Source organism: Pelomonas parva, from assembly GCF_043555835.1.
Taxonomy (GTDB): domain Bacteria; phylum Pseudomonadota; class Gammaproteobacteria; order Burkholderiales; family Burkholderiaceae_C; genus Pelomonas; species Pelomonas parva.
Genome location: NZ_JBIGHV010000006.1, coordinates 187854 through 205565, shown reverse-complemented (window position 1 = coordinate 205565; position 17712 = coordinate 187854). Strand labels below are relative to the sequence as shown.

The 17712-nt window shown below is 70.6% G+C and carries 14 protein-coding genes; 6 read left to right on the top strand and 8 right to left on the bottom strand.

Annotated elements, in window-relative coordinates; all coding sequences use genetic code 11:
* Window positions 1-3: 3 nt before the first annotated feature.
* Both ACG00Y_RS17530 and gshA read left to right on the top strand, forming a co-directional pair.
* Entirely contained in the window at window positions 4-1665 is a 1662-nt protein-coding gene (locus ACG00Y_RS17530; RefSeq protein ID WP_394481003.1) for a SulP family inorganic anion transporter, read from the top strand.
* Between the two features lie 46 nt (window positions 1666-1711).
* Window positions 1712-3205 (top strand): glutamate--cysteine ligase, encoded by a 1494-nt coding sequence (gshA, locus tag ACG00Y_RS17525; protein ID WP_394481001.1) that lies wholly within the window; start codon window positions 1712-1714, stop codon window positions 3203-3205.
* Here the strand turns inward: gshA and ACG00Y_RS17520 are convergent.
* Window positions 3202-4731, bottom strand: a complete 1530-nt coding sequence (locus ACG00Y_RS17520; RefSeq protein ID WP_394480999.1) for a putative bifunctional diguanylate cyclase/phosphodiesterase — start codon at window positions 4729-4731, stop codon at window positions 3202-3204. The two genes, gshA and ACG00Y_RS17520, sit on opposite strands and share 4 nt — an antisense overlap.
* A 184-nt stretch (window positions 4732-4915) precedes the next feature.
* Complete coding sequence (locus tag ACG00Y_RS17515) at window positions 4916-7180, bottom strand: diguanylate cyclase domain-containing protein (protein WP_394480998.1); 2265 nt, start codon at window positions 7178-7180, stop codon at window positions 4916-4918.
* A gap of 87 nt (window positions 7181-7267) precedes the next feature.
* Between ACG00Y_RS17515 and ACG00Y_RS17510 the strand changes: the two genes are divergently transcribed.
* On the top strand, window positions 7268-7927 hold the full coding sequence (locus tag ACG00Y_RS17510) for a YecA/YgfB family protein (protein ID WP_394480996.1): 660 nt from the start codon (window positions 7268-7270) through the stop codon (window positions 7925-7927).
* Here the strand turns inward: ACG00Y_RS17510 and ACG00Y_RS17505 are convergent.
* Complete coding sequence (locus ACG00Y_RS17505) at window positions 7848-9128, bottom strand: Hsp70 family protein (RefSeq protein WP_394480994.1); 1281 nt, start codon at window positions 9126-9128, stop codon at window positions 7848-7850. The genes ACG00Y_RS17510 and ACG00Y_RS17505 overlap by 80 nt on opposite strands.
* Before the next feature lie 82 nt (window positions 9129-9210).
* Between ACG00Y_RS17505 and prsT the strand changes: the two genes are divergently transcribed.
* Window positions 9211-11997 (top strand): XrtA/PEP-CTERM system TPR-repeat protein PrsT, encoded by a 2787-nt coding sequence (prsT, locus tag ACG00Y_RS17500; protein ID WP_394480992.1) that lies wholly within the window; start codon window positions 9211-9213, stop codon window positions 11995-11997.
* Here the strand turns inward: prsT and ACG00Y_RS17495 are convergent.
* Window positions 11994-13265 carry a D-amino acid dehydrogenase gene (locus ACG00Y_RS17495; RefSeq protein ID WP_394480990.1) on the bottom strand — a complete coding sequence of 424 codons (1272 nt, stop codon included), beginning with the start codon at window positions 13263-13265 and terminating at the stop codon, window positions 11994-11996. The two genes, prsT and ACG00Y_RS17495, sit on opposite strands and share 4 nt — an antisense overlap.
* 9 nt (window positions 13266-13274) lie before the next feature.
* On the bottom strand, window positions 13275-13913 hold the full coding sequence (locus ACG00Y_RS17490) for a LysE/ArgO family amino acid transporter (protein ID WP_394480988.1): 639 nt from the start codon (window positions 13911-13913) through the stop codon (window positions 13275-13277).
* Between the two features lie 73 nt (window positions 13914-13986).
* On the opposite strand from ACG00Y_RS17490, the gene ACG00Y_RS17485 reads away from it, so the two are divergent.
* Window positions 13987-14904, top strand: coding sequence for a LysR family transcriptional regulator ArgP (locus tag ACG00Y_RS17485; RefSeq protein ID WP_394480986.1), 918 nt, complete (start codon window positions 13987-13989; stop codon window positions 14902-14904).
* 174 nt (window positions 14905-15078) lie between these two features.
* On the top strand, window positions 15079-15300 hold the full coding sequence (locus ACG00Y_RS17480; protein WP_394480985.1) for a hypothetical protein: 222 nt from the start codon (window positions 15079-15081) through the stop codon (window positions 15298-15300).
* Between the two features lie 141 nt (window positions 15301-15441).
* Here the strand turns inward: ACG00Y_RS17480 and ACG00Y_RS17475 are convergent, their stop codons facing one another.
* From ACG00Y_RS17475 to ACG00Y_RS17465, 3 genes are read right to left on the bottom strand one after another with little or no spacing between them, the layout of a single operon-like run.
* Entirely contained in the window at window positions 15442-16527 is a 1086-nt protein-coding gene (locus ACG00Y_RS17475) for a nucleotidyltransferase domain-containing protein (RefSeq protein ID WP_394480983.1), read from the bottom strand.
* Window positions 16524-17441, bottom strand: coding sequence for an HprK-related kinase A (locus tag ACG00Y_RS17470; protein WP_394480982.1), 918 nt, complete (start codon window positions 17439-17441; stop codon window positions 16524-16526). Before ACG00Y_RS17470 ends, ACG00Y_RS17475 begins: the two co-directional genes overlap by 4 nt.
* On the bottom strand, window positions 17438-17698 hold the full coding sequence (locus ACG00Y_RS17465; RefSeq protein WP_394480980.1) for a hypothetical protein: 261 nt from the start codon (window positions 17696-17698) through the stop codon (window positions 17438-17440). The genes ACG00Y_RS17470 and ACG00Y_RS17465 overlap by 4 nt, the downstream gene beginning before the upstream one ends.
* Window positions 17699-17712 lie beyond the last annotated feature (14 nt).

The following is a 17712-nucleotide window of genomic DNA, read 5'->3' as shown; positions in this document are numbered from 1 at the left end:
CTCATGAAAGCCACCTGGCGCGCCGACCTCATCGCGGGCGCTGTCGTCGCCGTGCTGCTGATCCCGCAGAGCCTGGCCTACGCGATGCTGGCCGGCCTGCCGCCGCAGGTGGGCCTGTACGCCAGCCTGCTGCCGCTGCTGGCCTATGCCGCTTTGGGCTCCAGCCCCGTGCTGGGTCTGGGCCCGGTGGCCGTGCTGGCGCTGATGATCGCGCAGGCGCTGGCAGGGTTGCCGGCCGGCGTGTCGGCCGAGGCCGGCGCGCTGGTGCTGGCGGCCGAGGTGGGTCTGCTGCTCGCCGCAGCGGCACTGCTGCGGCTGGACGCGCTGTCCAGCCTGCTGTCGGTGCCAGCGCTGCGCGGTTTCGAGAACGGCGCCACGCTGATGATCGCGGCCAGCCAGTTGCCGGTGCTGCTGGGCAGCGCGGCGGCCGGCTTCACGTTGCCGGCGCTGGCCTCGTCGGCCGTGCACGGCGGCATCGGCTTCACGAGCGCGGCCTGGGGTGCGGCGGCCGTCGCGCTGCTGCTGCTGTCGCGCCGGGCCGGCTCGCGGCTGCTGGCGCGGCTGGCGCCACTGTTGTTGCTGGTCGTGGCGATGGCGCTGGCGGCCTTCACGCCGGCGGCCGACGGTGTCGCCCAGGTCGGCGCGCTGCCGGCACTGGCCTTGCCGCTGGCCCTGCCGCCGCTGGACGCCGCGCTGTGGCTGCACCTGCTGCCGTCGGCCGCCCTGGTCGCGCTGATGGCCTTCGTGTCCAGCCTGGCGGTGTCGGAATCGCTGGCCCAGCGCCGGGGCGAGAAGCTGCTGCCGGCGGCCGAGCTGCGTGGCCTGGCGGCGGCCAATGTCGTCGCGTCGCTGAGCGGCGGCATGCCGGTGGCGGGCAGCTTCTCGCGCAGCATCCTGCTGCACGAGGCCGGTTCGCAAAGCCGCTGGACGCTGGTCTTCGTCGCCGTCTTCATGGCGCTGGCCCTACTGCTGCTGGCCGCGCCGCTGGCCTACCTGCCCAAGCCGGTGCTGGCCGCAACCATCGTCGTCGCCGTCATGGGCGGCTTCACGCTGCGCCACTACGGCGAGGCCTGGCGCTATGCCCGCGCCGAGGGCTTGCTGATGGCGGCCGTCACGGCGGCGGTGCTGCTGTGGAGCGTCGGCGCGGCGCTGGCCATCGGCGTGGCCGGCTCGGTCGCGCTGCTGATCCAGCGCACCGCCCAGCCACACGTCGCCCGCATCGGCCGCGTGCCGGGCACCCAGCACTTCCGCAACGTCGAGCGCTACGCCGTCGAATGCCAGCCCGAGGTCGTCGGCCTGCGCATCGACGAGAGCCTGGTGTTCACCAACGCCCGCGGCCTGAGCGACGCCGTGCTGGCCCGCGTGCGCGAGCACCGCGCCAGCGTCGGCCAGCCGCAGCGCGTGCTGTTGCTGATGGCGCCGGTCAACCACATCGACGTGTCGGGCCTGGTGGCGTTGCAGGCGCTGCACGCGGCACTGCAGGCCGAGGGGCTGAGGCTGGAGTTCTCCGAGGTCAAGGGCCCGGTGCTGGACCGGCTGCGGGCCGTCGGCTGGCTGGAGCGCCACGACGTGTCGCTCTACCTCAGCCACCACGACGGCATCCAGGCCGGTGAACATGCCCTGAGGCCCAGCCAGGCCGACCACGACGCCCCCGGGCAGCTGTAGCCGCGTTCTGATACCGTTCCGGCCCAGCTAGCGGTCCCCGGACGCCATGAACAACAAAGAGACTCTGCTCGGCATCCGCCGGGGCATCGAGAAGGAAAGCCTGCGCGCCCTGCCCGGGGGCGGCCTCGCCTTGACGCCGCACCCGATCGCGCTCGGCTCGGCGCTGACGCATCCGCACATCACGACCGACTACAGCGAGTCCCAGCTCGAACTGATCACCGGCGTGCATGCCGGCGTGGAGGACTGCCTGCGTGAGCTGACCGAGATCCACCAGGCCGTCTACCGCGCGCTGGCGGACGAGCGCCTGTGGGTCAGCTCCATGCCTTGCGGGCTGCCGACCGACGAGACCATTCCGCTGGGCCGCTACGGCTCCAGCAACGTGGGCCGCGCCAAGAGCATCTACCGTATGGGCCTGGGCCAGCGCTACGGCCGGCGCATGCAGACGATCTCGGGCATCCACTACAACTGGTCGCTGCCCGGCGTGTCAACCGATGGCTACTTCGGTGCCATCCGAAACTTCCGCCGCGAGGGCTGGCTGCTGCTGTACCTGTTCGGCGCCAGCCCGGCGCTGTGCGACAGCTTCGTGCAGGGCCGCGAGCACGGCCTGCAGCGGCTGTCCGACCACAGCCTCTACCTGCCGCACGCCACCTCGCTGCGCATGGGCCGCCTGGGCTACCAGAGCGACGCGCAGGCCAGCATCGCCGTCACCTACAACTGCCTGGAGAGTTACGCCGCCTCGCTGCAGGACGCGCTCTCCCGGCCCTACCCGGCCTATGAAGCCATCGGCGTGCAGACGCCCGGCGGCGACTACAACCAGCTCTCCACCAGCCTGCTGCAGATCGAGAACGAGTTCTACAGCACCATCCGCGCCAAGCGCGTGATCCGCTCCGGCGAGCGGCCGCTGCATGCGCTACGCGAGCGCGGCGTCGAGTACATCGAGGTGCGGCTGATGGACCTGGACCCCTTCGAGCCTATCGGCATCGGCGCCGACGCCGTCCGTGTGCTGGATGCCTTCCTGCTGCATTGCCTGCACAGCCCCAGCCCCAGGGACACGCCCGACGAGATCGCTGCCAACTCGCGCAACCAGCACCGTGTCGCCGCGCGTGGCCGCGAGCCTGGGCTGGTGCTGGAGCACTGGCAACGCGGCCAGATCGGCCTGCAGGACTGGGCCGCAGAGATCCTCGCCGGCTGCAGCGCCCAGGCCGAGGCGCTGGACGCGGCCCACGGCGGCAGCGCCTACCGCGCCGCGCTCAAGCGCGTGGCCGAGCGGCTGCAGCGGCCGGATCTTTGCCCGTCGGCGCGCGTGCTGGCGGTCATGGACCAGGACTTCGACGACAGCCACATCGGCTTCATCCGCCGCCAGAGCGACGCCACCCGCGCGGCCCTGCTGGCGCTGCCCTTCCCCGACGCGCTGCAGCAGCGCTTCGAGAAGATGGCCGCCGACTCGCTGGCCGAGCAGGCCCGCATCGAGGCGGCCGACACGCTGGACTTCGAGGCCTTCAGGCGCTTCTATGTCGCGCCGGAGCGGATGGCGGTCTAGGTCGTTTCTGCGGCCAGCACCGAGTCGCTGAAGTCCAGCCGCCCCTCGGGGTCGTGCGGGCGCATGGCCCATTCGGCCAGGGCATCGGCCGGCATGGGCCGCGCGAACAAATAGCCCTGCAGCTTGTCGCAGCGCTTGGCGCGCAGCACGGCCGCCTGGCCCTCGGTCTCGACGCCTTCGGCCACCACCTCCAGCCCCAGCGCATGGGCCAGTTCGATGACGGCGCGAACGATGGCGCGGGCGTCGGCGCTGGTCTCCAGGTCCTGGATGAAGCTGCGGTCGATCTTGAGCTGCGACACCGGCAGGCGGCGCAGATAGGCGAGGCTGGAATAGCCGGTGCCGAAGTCGTCGATGGACAGCGCCACGCCCAGCTCGCCCAGGCGTTGCAGCACGCGCTCGGTGGCGCCGGCGTCTTCCATCGCGACCGATTCGGTGATCTCGCAGCTCAGCTGCGAGGCGTCCAGGTGGTGGCGCTGCAGCGCTTGCTGCAGCCGCTGCAGCAGCGCCTCGGGCTGGCGCAGCTGCTGCACGGACAGGTTGATCGCCACGCGCAGGCGCAGCCCCTGGTCGCGCCACTCGGCGATCTGCCGGCAGGCTTCGTCGATGACCCAGCCGCCCAGCGGGACGATGATGCCGAAGCGTTCGGCCACCGGGATGAAATGGTTGGGGCCGATGGCGCCGCGCCTGGGGTGCTGCCAGCGCAGCAAGGCCTCGACGCCCAGCACGCGCGCGGTGTCGCCGGCCACCTTGGGCTGGTAGTGCAGGGCGAGGCCGGCGCCGCCGTCTTCCAGCGCGGCGCGCAGGTCGCGGGCCAGCTCCAGCTGGTCACGCACGCCGTCCTGCATGTGGGCTTCGAAGAAGGCAAAGCCGTTGCCGCCGCCGCGCTTGACGGCCTGCGCGGCGGAGTCGGCCTGGGCGATGAGGGCGCGGCCGGGCACGTCGGGGCCGCTGTGCAGCGCGATGCCGATGGACGCCGACAGCCGCAGCACCTGGTTGATCTGGCTGACCTGTGCGTCGGCGCCCAGGTTGACCGACATGGGCACGGCCAGCGAGTCCAGCAGGCGCTGGGCGATCTGGGCCAGCACGGCCTCGCCAGTCTCGCCCTCGATGAGCACGACGAACTCGTCGGCGCCGAGGCGGGCCAGCGTGTCGTGGCCGCGCGCCTGGGCCTGCAGCCGAGTCGCCACCTCCAGCAGCACGGCGTCGCCGGCGGCATGGCCAAAGGCCTCGTTGACCGGCTTGAAGGCGTCCAGGTTGAGCATCAGCAGCGCCAGGCTGGCGCCGTCGCGGCGGCCGCGCGCGAGGGCATGGCTGATGCGATCGTCCAGCAGCTGGCGGTTGGCCAGGCCGGTCAGTGGGTCACGCAGCGCGCGTTCGCTGAGTTCCGTCGTGGCGGCCTGCTGCGGCCGGCTGGCGCGGCGCTGGCTGCGTGCGCCCAGCGTCAACAGCAGCGCGAACATCGCGACGGTCAGACAGGACAGCACGACGACCGCAGGGTCGAAGCGCAGCGCAAGAAGATCGGGCATCCCGCCAGTATGGGAGCGCTACAACGGTGCCGACCCGCGCGGGACGCCGTGGCCGTGAAGGGCTGACGTTGTGCGCAAAAAAAGAGACCCGGTCAGCGGGCTGCCGGGTCCTCAAGCCCTCGGGTGAGGGCGTCGTTGGGAGAGGTCACTGTAGGAGGCGTCGCTGGCGTCAGGTGGGCAATATTCACGGCTGCGCGAGGTCGGGCGTCGTGGCCATCACGACCTGGTTTCTGCCACCGGCCTTGGCCTGGTAGAGCGCCTGGTCGGCGGCGTTGATCAGCAGGCCGCTGGTGGTGGCCGCCGTGGGGCAGGCGCTGACGGCGCCCAGGCTGATCGTGACGTGCGCCGCCGCTTCGGAGCCAGCATGCGGGATCGCCAGCCGGGCCACCGCCTCGCGGACGGTGTTGGCCACCGTTTGCACCCCGGCTGCGTCGGTCTCCGGCAGCAGCAGCACGAACTCCTCACCGCCGTAGCGCGCGATGACATCGCGAGGGCGCCGGGCCGCGCTTTGCAGCGCCTGGGCCACGCGGGTGAGGCATTCATCGCCCTGCACGTGCCCGTAGTGGTCGTTGTAGCGCTTGAAGAAGTCCACGTCGCACAAGATCAGCCCCAGCGGCAGCCCGCTGCGCTGGTGCTGGGCCACCTCCGTGGCGATGGCCTGCTGGAACGCCGCGCGGTTGGCGATGCCGGTCAGGCCGTCCACGAAGGCAAGGCGGCGCAGCTCCTGGTTGGCCGCGTCCAGGGCTTGCTCCGCGCGCCGGCGCACGTCGACCTCGCGTTCCAGCTGTTCGGTGCGCCGCTGCACCTTGGCTTCCAGTTCCGACGCGTGCGCTTCCAGCGCGGCGCGCTGGTGCTGCTGATGCAGGGCGGCACTGAGCGCGCCCGAGAAGCCTTCGTGGTCCAGGTCCCAGTCGCGCGGGGCTTCGAACAGGATGAGCCCGTACTCGCCATCCGCACAGCACAGCGGGTAGACGAAGAGGTGGCCGCTCGCGAGCTCATGGGCCAGGCTGTCCGGTAGCAGCCGGGACGCGAGATAGGGCTCGTCGTCATCCACATGCGCGGCGGGCGATGACGCGAGCCGCAGCCGCGCCAGCCGGCGCGTGCCGGGTGCGGCCGGCTCGTAGGTCGCGAGGAAGTACCTCGCCAGGCCCAGGTTCTTGATGTACCAGGCGCAGCCGTCCAGCACCGAGGGCAGGTCTTCGCGGCTGCCGATCAAGGCCACGTTCTCGCTGGCGAAGCGGTCGTGCCGCAGCTGATGGAAGTGCCCCAGCCGGTACGCGAAGTGCTCGAACGCCGAGAAGACGGGATACATCTGCGCCAGCAGCCCGTTCAGCCGGCCGCGCCCGGTTTCGTCGAGCGAGCGGGCGACGCGCTCCGCCGCCCGCTCCACGTCGGTGCGCAGCGCCTGCTGGTCGTCGCCGCGTCCCAGCGCGTCCGCCAGCCGGGTCTCCCATTCATGCCGCAGCGCCGCGGCCTGGGCGGGGCCGCGCACGGCCTGCAACAGCTCGGCCTCCAGCGACGCGACGCGTTGCGCTTCCTCGCCGTCCTCGTCATCCCCCCGGCTCATCAAGCCGCCCAGCCACTGCGAGACCGGCGCCCCGCAGGACCGGCGCACCTGCAGTTCCGTGCCCAGCACGACCCGCTCGGCGGTGTGCGCCTTGCCCTCCACCAGGTCCAGCAGGTGCTCCGCGGCACAGCGGCCGATCTTCTCCAGCGGCTGGCGCACCGTGGTGAGCGGCGGGATGTTGAACTGCGCGTCCACCGTGTCGTCGAAGCCCGTCACGGCCACGTCCTCGGGCACGCGGATGCCGGCGTGCTGCAGCACTTCGATGACGGCGAACGCCATAGGGTCGTTGAGGCAGACGACGGCATCGAAATCCCGCGATCGGTCGACGATGCGCTGCATGCCGTCGCGGGCGTCGGCGGACCAGAAGCCACCGTAGGCGACGTGGTCCTCGCGCAGGTCGATGCCGTGTTCGGCCAGCGCGTCGCGCACCGCCCGCTCGCGGGTCTCCGAGTCGGGGTGGCCGCGCAGCCCGCTCATCAGCACGAAGCGGCGACGGCCGCAGGCGGTGATGAGGTGGTCCATCACCTGCTTCATGCCCGCCCGGTCGTCCACCACGACACGGGGCACGCCGGGCACGTCGCGCGCCATCAGCACCAGGGGCTTGGCCGACACGGGCGCGAGGCGCCGCAGCAGCTCGGCGTCCGACACGTACTTGCCCACCGTGGAGGCCAGCACGAGGGTGCCGTCGTGCAGGTTGGCGTCGATCTGGCTGTAAAGCTGGTTGGCCAGGCCGCGGCCCCAGTCGGGCGTGTCGAGCTCCTTGCCCACGTAAAGCGTGGTGGCCACGCCCCGTGCTTCCAGCACGTCCAGCACACCGGCGATGACGCCGCGGTGGTACGGGTAGTAGGCGTCGACGATGACGGCAACGCTACGGCAGTTCATCAGCGATCTACGCTCCCTGGTGCGCCCGGCATGCCCGGTTGCTCGGCGGCGATGATAAGGACAGGCCGCGCTGTCGATAATCCCGCCATGTCAGCCCCCCAGCACCGCGCCGATCAAGCCCTCTCCGAAGCCGACCTGGAGCGCCTGCAGGCGCTGCTGGACGCGCTGCCCGCGCCGCTGGAGCCACTGGATGTCAGCATGCTGGACGGTTACCTGTGCGGCGTGCTGCTGCAGCCCGAGGCCGTGCCGCTGGAGCGCTGGCTGCCGCCGCTGCTGGACAGCGAGGGCCGCCCGCTGCCCCAGCGCATCAACGACGAACTGATCGCGTTGCTGCGGCGCCGCCACAAGGAACTCAACCTCGCCATCGTCGGCCGGCAATGGTTCGACCCCTGGGTGTTCGAGCTGGACGAGGAGGCCAGCCCCAGCGAGACGGTGCTGCCCTGGGTCGCCGGCTTTGCCCATGCGCTGGACGCCCACCCGGCGCTGATGAAGCTGCCCGAGGAACCGCTGCTGGAGCCGCTGGCGGCCCTGTACCTGCACCTGGACCCGGACGACCTAGAAGACGCCGACACGCTGTTGGAGGAGATCGAGTCGCTGGAGCCGCCGGTGGACCTGGAGCAGGCGGTGGAGGGCCTGGTCAGCGCCGTGCTGATGCTGGCGGATGTCTCTAGACCGTTGAAGCCCCAAACAGCCGCTGGGCGTGCAGGCCCAGGCCGGTCGCGACCGAGGCAAACCGGTCGCCGGTGACGCGCGCCGCCGCAGGGAAGCCCGCAGCCATGCCGTCCACCAGCAACCGCAATCCGGTCGAGCCGCCGGTGAAGTAGAGCGCGTCGATCTGGTCGGCCTGCAGCCCCGCCAGTGCCACGGTCTCGTGCGCTGTCGAGATGATGCGGTCCAGGTCGGCCCGCAGCGCGTCCACGGCCAGGCGCTCGCTCAGCGGCAGCACCAGGCCGGGCTCGACATGGCCCAGGTCCACCGTCGTGTCGGCACCGCCCGAGACGGCGATCTTGGCGCCCTCGGCGCGCGCCGCCAGCTCGTGGCCCAGGCGCTCCTCCAGCACGGTCATCAGCCGCGCGTGCTGGCGCACGTCGCTGAACCACTGCTTCATGCCGCGCCATTCGGCCACGCGCAGCGGCGCATAGCAGGTGTTGATGAGGTGCCAGGTCGCCAGGTCGAAGTAGATGCCGCTGGGCACTTCGCGGCCGCTTGGTCCGGTGGCGCGGTAGCCGAACTCTGGCAGCAGGCCGGCCAGTTCGATGTGGCGGTCGAAGTCCGTGCCGGCGATGTGCACGCCATGGCTGGCCAGGATGTCGTCGCGCCGTGCCAGGCGCTGCATGCGCTCGGGGCCGACGCGCACGATGGAGAAGTCGCTGGTGCCACCGCCGATGTCGGCGACCAGCACCAGCTGCTCGCGCGTGGCCTGCTGCTCGAAGTCGAAGGCCGCAGCGATGGGCTCGTACTGGAAGTGCACCTCATGAAAGCCCGCCGCGCGCGCGCAGGTTTCGAGCTGGGCCTGGGCCGCTGCATCGCGCTCGGGCTCGCCGTCAACGAAGAACACCGGCCGGCCCAGCACGGCGCGCGCCGGTTCGCCGGCCAGGCGGCGCAGGCGCTTCAGGTAGCCGGCGACGATGTCCGAATACCTGGCGCCGCGGCCGCCGCCGACATCGGTGGTCTGGTCGATCAGTGGCGAGCCGAGGATGCTCTTCATCGAGCGCATCAGCCGGCCGTCATGGCCATCGACATAGGCCGCCACGGCGGCGCGGCCGAAGGCGCGCGGCGGGCCGTCGGCGTCGTGCCGGCCTTCGGCGAAATAGAAGACGGCCGTGGGCATGGTGCGCTGGCCGGGCTCCAGCTCGATGAGGCGCATGGCGCCTGCGGCGTCGGGGACGGCGACTGCAGAATTCGACGTGCCGAAGTCGATGGCGCAGAAGCTGGACGGGGTGCTCATGACATCTTGCCGGCCCTCGGGCCAGCCCTGAGAAGGGCGGGAGATTCTAGGAACACAATCGCGCGCCTGTTTTGGAGACACGATGAAGACGCGCCTTTTCGCACCGATCCTGCTGGTCGCCACTCTTGCCGCCTGCGGCCAGCGCTCCGAGCAGGACATGCTCGCTACCGCGCAAAAGCACTTCGAGCAGAAGGACCCGGCCAGCGCCGTCATCGAGCTGAAGAACCTGCTCCAGAAGAACCCCGAGAACGCCACCGGCCGCCATCTGCTGGGCAAGGCGCTGCTGGAGGCCGGTGACATGGCCGGCGCCGAGATCGAGCTGCGCCGCGCCTGGGAGCTGGGCGCGCCGCGCGACGTGCTGGCGCCGCTGCTGGCGCAGACGCTGCTGCAGTCGGGCCAGTCGCGCAAGCTGATCACCGAGTTTGGCGACCAGAGCCTGGCCGATCCCAAGGCCATGTCCATGCTGCTGCAGCAGCTGTCGATGGCCTATCTGACCCAGGCGAATGTGACCGAGGCCAAGGCCACTGCCGTGCGGGCGCTGCAGCTGACGCCCGAGGATGAAGGCGCGGTCATCGTCAGCGCGCGCACCAAGCTGGCTGCCGGCTTCCCCGACGAGGCGCTGGAGGCGCTGGACGGGCTGCTGTTCCGCTCGCCCAAGGCCCACAAGGCCTTGCAGCTCAAGGCCGAGGTGTTGCTGGCCCGCGGCAAGGTCGACGAGGCCGAGCCGCTGCTGACCCAGGTGCTGGCGCTGGAGCCCAACGGCTTCGACGCGCGCTCGCTGCTGGTGCGGCTGGCCTTTGGCCGCCAGCAGGTGGACGCGGCGGCCAAGCTCATCGAGGGCATGCCGCCGGCCCTGGCCAAGCAGCCGCGCGGCCGCTTCCTGAAGGCCCAGCTCGCGCTGGCCCGCAACGATGCCGCCAAGGCCCGCGAGCTGGCGCTGCCGCTGCTCAAGCTCATGCCCAACTACCTGCCGCTGCTGCGCCTGGCCGCCGGCGCGCACCAGCAGCTGGGCGAGCTGGCCGAGTCGGAGAACCTGCTCAACCAGGCGCTCAAGCTCACACCCGACGACCTGGGCCTGCGCCGCCAGTTCGCCGGCCTGCTGCTGCAGCGCCGCGCGCCGGCCAAGGCGCTGGAGGCGCTGCGCCCGTTGCTGGACAGCGGCAAGGCCGACGCGGAGACGCTGCTGCTGGCCGGCAAGGCGCAGCTGATGCAGGGCAATTTCGAGGCGGCCGACCAGGCCTTCGGTGCTGCCGCCAAGCTTCGCCCCGAAGATGCCAAGACCCAGGCCGCGCTGGCGCTGACGGCCATCGCGCGCGACTCCGCCACGCCCGGCGGTGCGGGTCGTGCCAAGGCCGACGCGGCGCTCACGCAGCTGCGCGACATCGCCTCCAAGGACGACAGCGGCAACTACGACCTGATGCTGGTCAATGCGCTGATCCGTCGCCAGGACTTCCCTGCCGCGCTCGCGGCCATCGACAAGCTGGCGCCCAAGATGAAGGACAGCGCCGTGCCGGCCGCGCTGCGCGGCCGCATCCACCTCGTGCGCAAGGACACGCCCGCCGCGCAGGCCGCGTTCGAGGCCTCGCTGAAGGCCGATGCCGCCTACCTGCCGGCCGTGCTGGGCCTGGTCGCCATCGACGTGCAGGCCAAGCGAGCCGACGCTGGGGTCAAGCGGCTGGAGGGCTTCATCGCCCAGCAACCCCGCTCGCCTCAGGCGCGCCTGGCGCTGGCCGAGCTGCTGCTGCAGACGCGGGCGCCGGTCGAGCGCGTGACCGAGGTGCTGAGCACCGCCGTGCGCGAGGAGCCGAGCGAGGCGGGCCTGCGCCTGGCGCTGATCGATCACCACCTGCGCCTGGGCAACAGCACTGCTGCCGCTCAGGCCGCGCAGGAGGCGGTGGCAGCCCAGCCGCTCAACCCCGACCTGCTGGAGCGCCTGGCGCGCACCCAGCTGGCGGCGGGTGACCGCGCCCAGGCCGCCAAGAGCTACTCGAAGCTGACCGCGCTGGCGCCGGCACGTGCCCATGGCTGGCTGGGCCAGGCGCAGCTGCGCTTCATGGACAAGGACTACGCCGGCGCCGAGCGCGAGGTCAAGCGCGCGCTCGACGCCGAGCCCGGCTCGGCCGTCGCCCAGCGCCTGCTGCTGCAGCTTGCGCTGCGCCAGGGCCGGGTGGACGAGGCCCTGGCCGGCTTGCGCGAGCGCCAGAAGAAGCATCCGCAGGAAGCCTTCGCCTACGTGCTGGAGGCCGACATCGAGCTGAGCCGCCAGCGCCCCGACGCCGCCATCGCGCTGTTGCGCAAGGCCGTGGCACTGCCCGAGCCGGGCGATGCCGCGCCGCGCCTGATGGCGGTGCTGCTGGCCAACAAGAAGCGCGACGAGGCGCTGGCCTTCGAGAGCCAGTGGCGGGCCGCCCGCCCCAAGGACACCGCCTTTGCCGCTGCCGCCGCCGACCTGCTGCTGACGCGCGGCGACTTCGAAGGCGCGCTGAGCCGCTACGAGGTGCTGCTCAAGGGCGCGCCGGATGCGCTGCCGCTGATCAACAACGTCGCCTGGCTGCGCAGCAAGACCGGCAAGCCCGGCGCGCGTGCGCTCGCCGAGCGGGGCCTGGAGATCAAGCCCGACTACGCGCCGCTGCGCGACACCTATGCCACCGTGCTGGCCGGCGAGAAGGCTTACGACAAGGCCGTCACCGTGCAGCGCCAGCTGATCGCCGACCAGCCCAACGACCCGAGCTTCAAGTTCAACCTCGCGCAGCTGCTGATCCAGGCCGGCGACAAGCCGGCGGCCAAGGCCGAGCTGGAGAGCCTGGCCAAGCTGGGCGCGAAGTTCTCGCAGCAGAAGGATGTCGAGGCGCTGCTGAAGACGCTCTAGCCGTAGAAGCCGAAGGCCATCTCCGGCCGGCGGCCCGCCATCAGCTCGGCCAGGGCCCGGCCCGAGCCCGCGCCGTGCGTCCAGCCCAGCGTGCCATGGCCGGCATTGAGCCACAGGTTGCGCGCCTTGCGGCTGCGGCCGATGTAGGGGATGTTGGTCGGCGTGCTCGGGCGCAGGCCGGCCCAGAAGTTCGGCTCGCGGGTGTCGGCCACGCCGGGGAACAACTCCTCGTAACGCTTGACCAGCGCGGCGCAGCGCACGCGGGCCGTGGGTGAGTCCAGGCTGAGGTCGAAGCCCGACAACTCGGCCGTGCCGGCGATGCGGACATGGTCGCCCAGCCGCGAGATCGCGATCTTGCGGCTGTCGTCCAGCAGGCTGACGACGCTGGCGGCTTCGGGTCTTTTCAGCCGCAGCGTGGCCGAGTAGCCCTTGGCGGGATAGATGTTGAGGTGCTCGCCCAGCGGCCTCAGCAGCTCCGGCGTGTAGGAGCCCATCGCCGCGACGAAGGCATCGGCCTTGAGCGTCTGGCGCTGGCCGCTGCGGGTGTGGGCGATCTGCACGGCCTCGATGCCGTCACCAGCGCGCTGCAGGGCCAACACGTCGTGCTCGTACAAGAACTGCGCGCCGCGTTCCGCGCACAGCCGGGCCAGCTTCTGCGTGAAGACCTTGGCGTCGCCGCTCTCGTCACTGGGCGTGAACGTGCCGCCGCAGACCTGGCCGCTGAAGCCGGCCAGCGCCGGCTCCACCTTCAGCACCTCCGCCCGGTTCAGCACGCGGCGGTCCACGCCGTGGCGGCGCATGATCTCGGCGCCGGCCGCGCCGTTGTCGTAGTCGGCCTGGTTGGAGAAGAAGTGCAGGATGCCGCGCTCCAGCCGGCAGTACTCGATGCCGGTGCGCGCGACCAGTTCCTTCAGCGAGGCGTGCGAGTAGCGGCCCAGCTGCACCAGCTCTTCCACATTGCGCTCGAACGCGGCGTTCGTGCACTGCATCAGGAAGGCCAGGCCCCAGCGCCACTGGTTCGGGTCCATCGTTGGGCGGAACAGCAGCGGCGAGTCGTCTCGCAGCAGCCACTTGGCCACCTTGAAGGGCGCGCCGGCATTCGCCCAGGGCTCGCAGAAGCTGACCGAGATCTGCGCGCCGTTGGCGAAGCTGGTCTCCAGCGCGGCGTCGGGCTGGCGGTCGACGACGACGACCTCATGGCCTTCGTCCAGCAGATACCAGGCGGTGGCGACGCCGATGATGCCGGCACCAAGAACGACGATCTTCATGTGGGGCGCCTAGAGCGGTTGCAGGAGCAGTTGTAAACCGAGGCCGGTCATCAGCAAAGCGACCAGGCCATCGACGACACGCCAGGTGTGGGCGCTTTGCAGCCGGGGCGCTGCGGCCGCCGCACCGAAGCCCAGCAGCGCAAACCACATCGCCGACGCGACGGCCGCCCCGGCCGCGAAGGCCGCGCGCAGGTCCGGCGGCTGGCGCGCGCCCAGGCCGCCGAGCAGCACGACGGTGTCCAGGTAGACATGAGGGTTCAGGTAGGTGAGGGCGAAGGCGGTCGACAGCGTCGCGCCCAGGCTGCTCGCAGCGCCCGTCGCCTGCAGGCCCGCCGCCGGCTGCCAGGCGCGCCGCGCCGCCAACACCGCATAGCCGAGCAGGAAGGCCGCGCCGCCGAAGCGGAAGACCTCCAGCAACAGCGGGCTGCCCTGGATCAGCGCGCCCAGGCCGAAGACGCCCAGCGCGATCAGCAGCCAGTCCGACAACGTGCAGACGGCGACGACGGCGCCGACATGCTCGCGCTTCAGGCCCTGGCGCAGCACCAGCGCGTTCTGCGCGCCGATGGCCAGGATCAGGCCTGCGCCCATGGCCCAGCCCTGCGCGAAGACGGCGGGCGTGGTGCTGGTGGCGAGGTCGGCGGCGGGCATCCGGCGATTCTCATCAGCGGCCGTCTTTTCATGAAGCGACATTCATATTGATCGCAATACATTAGCAAGTCTTATGAATGAGTTCGACCCCGCCGCGCTGCACTGCCTGGCCGCCCTGGCCGACGAGCAGAGCTTCGAGCGCGCCGCCCAGCGGCTGTCCATCACCCAGAGCGCCGTCTCGCAGCGGCTGCGGACGCTGGAAGCGCAGGTGGGCCAGCCCCTCGTCGTGCGCTCCCGGCCGCTGCGGCTGACCGAGGCTGGCAAGGTGCTGCTGCGCTTTGCCCGCCAGTTGCAGGCGCTGCGCGTGGACGTGGCCCGCGAACTCGGCGAGCGCGTCGCGCCGCAGTCGCGCCTGGCCATCGCCGTCAACGCCGACAGCCTCGCCACCTGGGTGCTGCCGGCGCTGGATGCGCTCGTCCAGCAGGGGTTGCGCGAAGGCTACGGGCTGGAACTGGTCGTCGATGACCAGGACTTCACCCATGACAGCCTGCGTCAGGGCGCCGTGCTGGGCTGTGTGACGACGGTGGCCGAGGCGCTGCAGGGTTGCCGCGTGCAGCCGCTCGGCGTCATGCGCTACGTGGCGGTCGCCAGTCCCGGCTTCCTTGCCACGCAACTGCCCGACGGCCTGCACGCCGGCAACTTTGCCGACACCCCCTTCCTCGTCTTCAACCGCAAGGACGACAGCCAGGTGCAATGGGTGACCCAGGCCTTCGGCGTGCGCGCGCCGCGCCTGCGCGAACGCTTCGTGCCGTCCAGCGAGGCCTATGTGAACGCCGCGCTGATGGGCTGGGGCGTGGGTGTGGCACCCGACATCCAGGTCCGGCCCTTCGTCGACGCGGGCAAGTTGGTCGTGCTGAGGCCCGATGTCGGTGTCGATGTGGCGCTGTTCTGGCACCAGTGGCAGTTGCAGGGGCGAGGCGCCTTGCTGGACCAGATCGGCCAGGCACTGGCCGCCGGCGCACGGCAGGCGCTTGGTGCACGCGAGTCGTGATGCAAATCCGCGACAGAGCCGATGCCTATTGGCCTGTCGACCCACCCTGAACGTGTGGTAATCACAGCAGAGGCAATATTTACTGACAGTTGCGGTGTTCCGTTGTCACACGAATCCCGCACACTGACTTCACTGAGCCGACGCGTCTGTCGGCAACACCCAGCGAGGTTTGTCATGCGATTCGTTCCAGCGCTGCGTTTTTTCCGCCGTGACGCTGCCGTTCGCAGCGAACCGGACCCCGCCGACCTCGGCACGGCCTTCGGCCTTGATGCCTGTCTGGACGGTGGTGGCATCAGCGAATACCGCAGCCAGCCGCCCAGCGACATGCTTGAGTCGCAATCCGGCCGCACGCTGCAGGATTCCCCGCTCGGCTGGCTGTCCCGCCGGCCAGCCTGAGGCCTCTGGATACTGACCCGGCTCTCCGCCAGCGAGCGGGACACTGCGAGCAGCGCGCCTATGCCGGCGCACGCGCTCCCAGCATGAACCAGTCGGCGAGGTGGAACTCGTAGATCATGGAAAAGGGCTTGGGGCGGTCCATCAGCGGTTGTCGTCCAGGGGCCGGGTCTGCGGGCGCCGCAGCGCCTTGTGCAGCAGATGGTAGGCCAGCAGCGGCAGCGGCATGCGCAGCCAGTGTGAGCGAACGTAGAGGGCGCGGCAGCACCAGGCTGTCCAGGCATCGGCGGCGCTGGCGTGCATGGGACGCAGTACGCGGGCGTAGATGAAGTCCAGCGCGCGCTCACGCCAGGTCGCGGAGCGGCCGGCGCCGCTCTGCCTCAGCATCTCGTCAGGAATCGGCGTCAGAAGCTCCTGCCTGCAGTAGCGCAGGGCGAGGCGCAGCGGCTGTTCAAGCCCATGGTCCTGCGCGCGCGCCAGCAGGTGATGCCAGAAACCAGGCTGAGTCGAGAAATGCCGCATCAGCAGGTCCAGGTCGCTCAGGTCGCGCAGCAGGTTGTCCGGCTCGCCCTCATGGAAGAGATGGGCGGCGCTGTGCAACACCATGTCGACCGGAGCAAGCACGTGGATGCCTGGAAAGCCCGGCAGCTCCAGGCTGTCGCGCAGCAGAGCGGCCGCATCCACGTGGCTGCGGCTGGTGGGCGGCAGGATGGTGTGATGCATGTCCAGCGCCGTGCCTCGGAAGAGGTGCATCAGCGGTGGCAATTCATGCATCCAGCGGCGGTAGTAGCGCTGGTCGTAGGCGTCTTGCGTGTCGCCGCTCCAACCGTTCAGTGCCAGCAGCGACTCGGCCTCTTCCAGCACCTGGCGCGGAAGCAGAATGTCCACGTCCGAGAACACCCGACCCCTGGCGGCGGGCAGGCCGGCCATCACATAGGCGGCGCCCTTCAGCAGGACCAACGGCACCTGCAAGGGTTGCAGCACGGTGAGCAGGGTTCTGACTTCGTAGCGGACCGACAGATGCTGGCGGTCCGCCATCGCTGCCGCTGATTGCAGGTGATTCGCCGGCCGTCCAGGCATGTCGACGCCGGCCGTGGTGAGATGGTGGTGCAGGCGCCCGAGCAGGTTGGCATGCCGGGCCTGGCGGACCAGCACATCCCACTGCGGCAGCGACAGGCCCCGCGCCGTGCCCGCATCGCGCAACACGCTCGTCAGCAGTGACGGCGTCATGGGTGGCTGCGGGCCAGGCCGTCGAAAACCTGCATGGCCTCTTCGAGATTGCCGTAGCGGAAGCTGAAATGCTCGCAACGCGCGGTCAGCTCGCCCACCGTCTCGAAGCCCTGGCGGCCGAGGACGGCGTAGTTCATCGCGTTGTCGGCGATCTGCAAGAAGGCTTGGCCGCGGGGCATAGGTTCAAGTGTCGCCGCTGCGCCGGCCTCGTACTTCGGCAGCACCATCCAGCACGGCCGTGCCGGCCTGCTGCCGGCCTGCACGCTGGCGGTCGGCGGTGCCATCAGCGCGACCGTGCCCTTGGCGGTGTCGTGCACCGGCCGCGTCAGAAACGCGTCGGGCGCAAAGCGCTTGATGACGTCGATGGATGCGTTCTTCAAATTGACCGGCCGGGCCAGGCCCCAGACGCGGCCGGCGTTGAAGTCCACCAGCGTCAGCTCATCGCTCAGCAGCCGCCAGCCGCGATTGACCAGGGCGGCACATAGCGTGCTCTTGCCCGAGCCGGGAGGCGCAGGCAGGATCACGGCAAGGTCGTCCCGCGCTACGCAGGCCGCGTGCAGAACAAGCAGGTGATGGCTGTAGGCCGTGACACACCAGTTCAGACCCCACTCCAGCATCGGCAGTGCCTGTGCACTCGGCAGGGGCGTGAAGGGCGTGACGCCATCGGCGAAGAACTGCACCTGGGGCCGCAGCCAGCGGCGCAGCCCCGGCGTGGCTGTGACCTGCACATAGAAATCGACCATGGCACCCTCGGGCACCAGTTCATGCTCGCCGTAAAGTGTGGCGAGCTCGGCGGCGATGTCAGCGACATCGGTGCGCAGCGAACAGTTGAACGGGCCGGTCACCAGCCGCAGCCCCGGGCCTGCGAGCAGGGCCTGAAATGCCGGGCGTTCAAGGTCTTTAACCTTGTTCAAACGGCCTCACTAGGGTGGATCAAACCCGTGTTGACCAGTTCGGCCACCGCCGCATCGACCAGTTTGGCGGCGGCTCGCGGGTCGGTGCCTGGCTCCTCCACGGCCAATACTTGCTCCACAAGGCAGGCCGAGGTTAGGCTTTGCGGGCTTGCCTGGGCGAGCAGTTCAAGCAGGAAGCGGGTCAGCGGAGATAGAAGCCTGGTCTCTGCGGTTACCGGGTCAAAACAGATCGTGCCGTCCGGGAAGTCCCTGGACAACAGGCCGAGAGAAG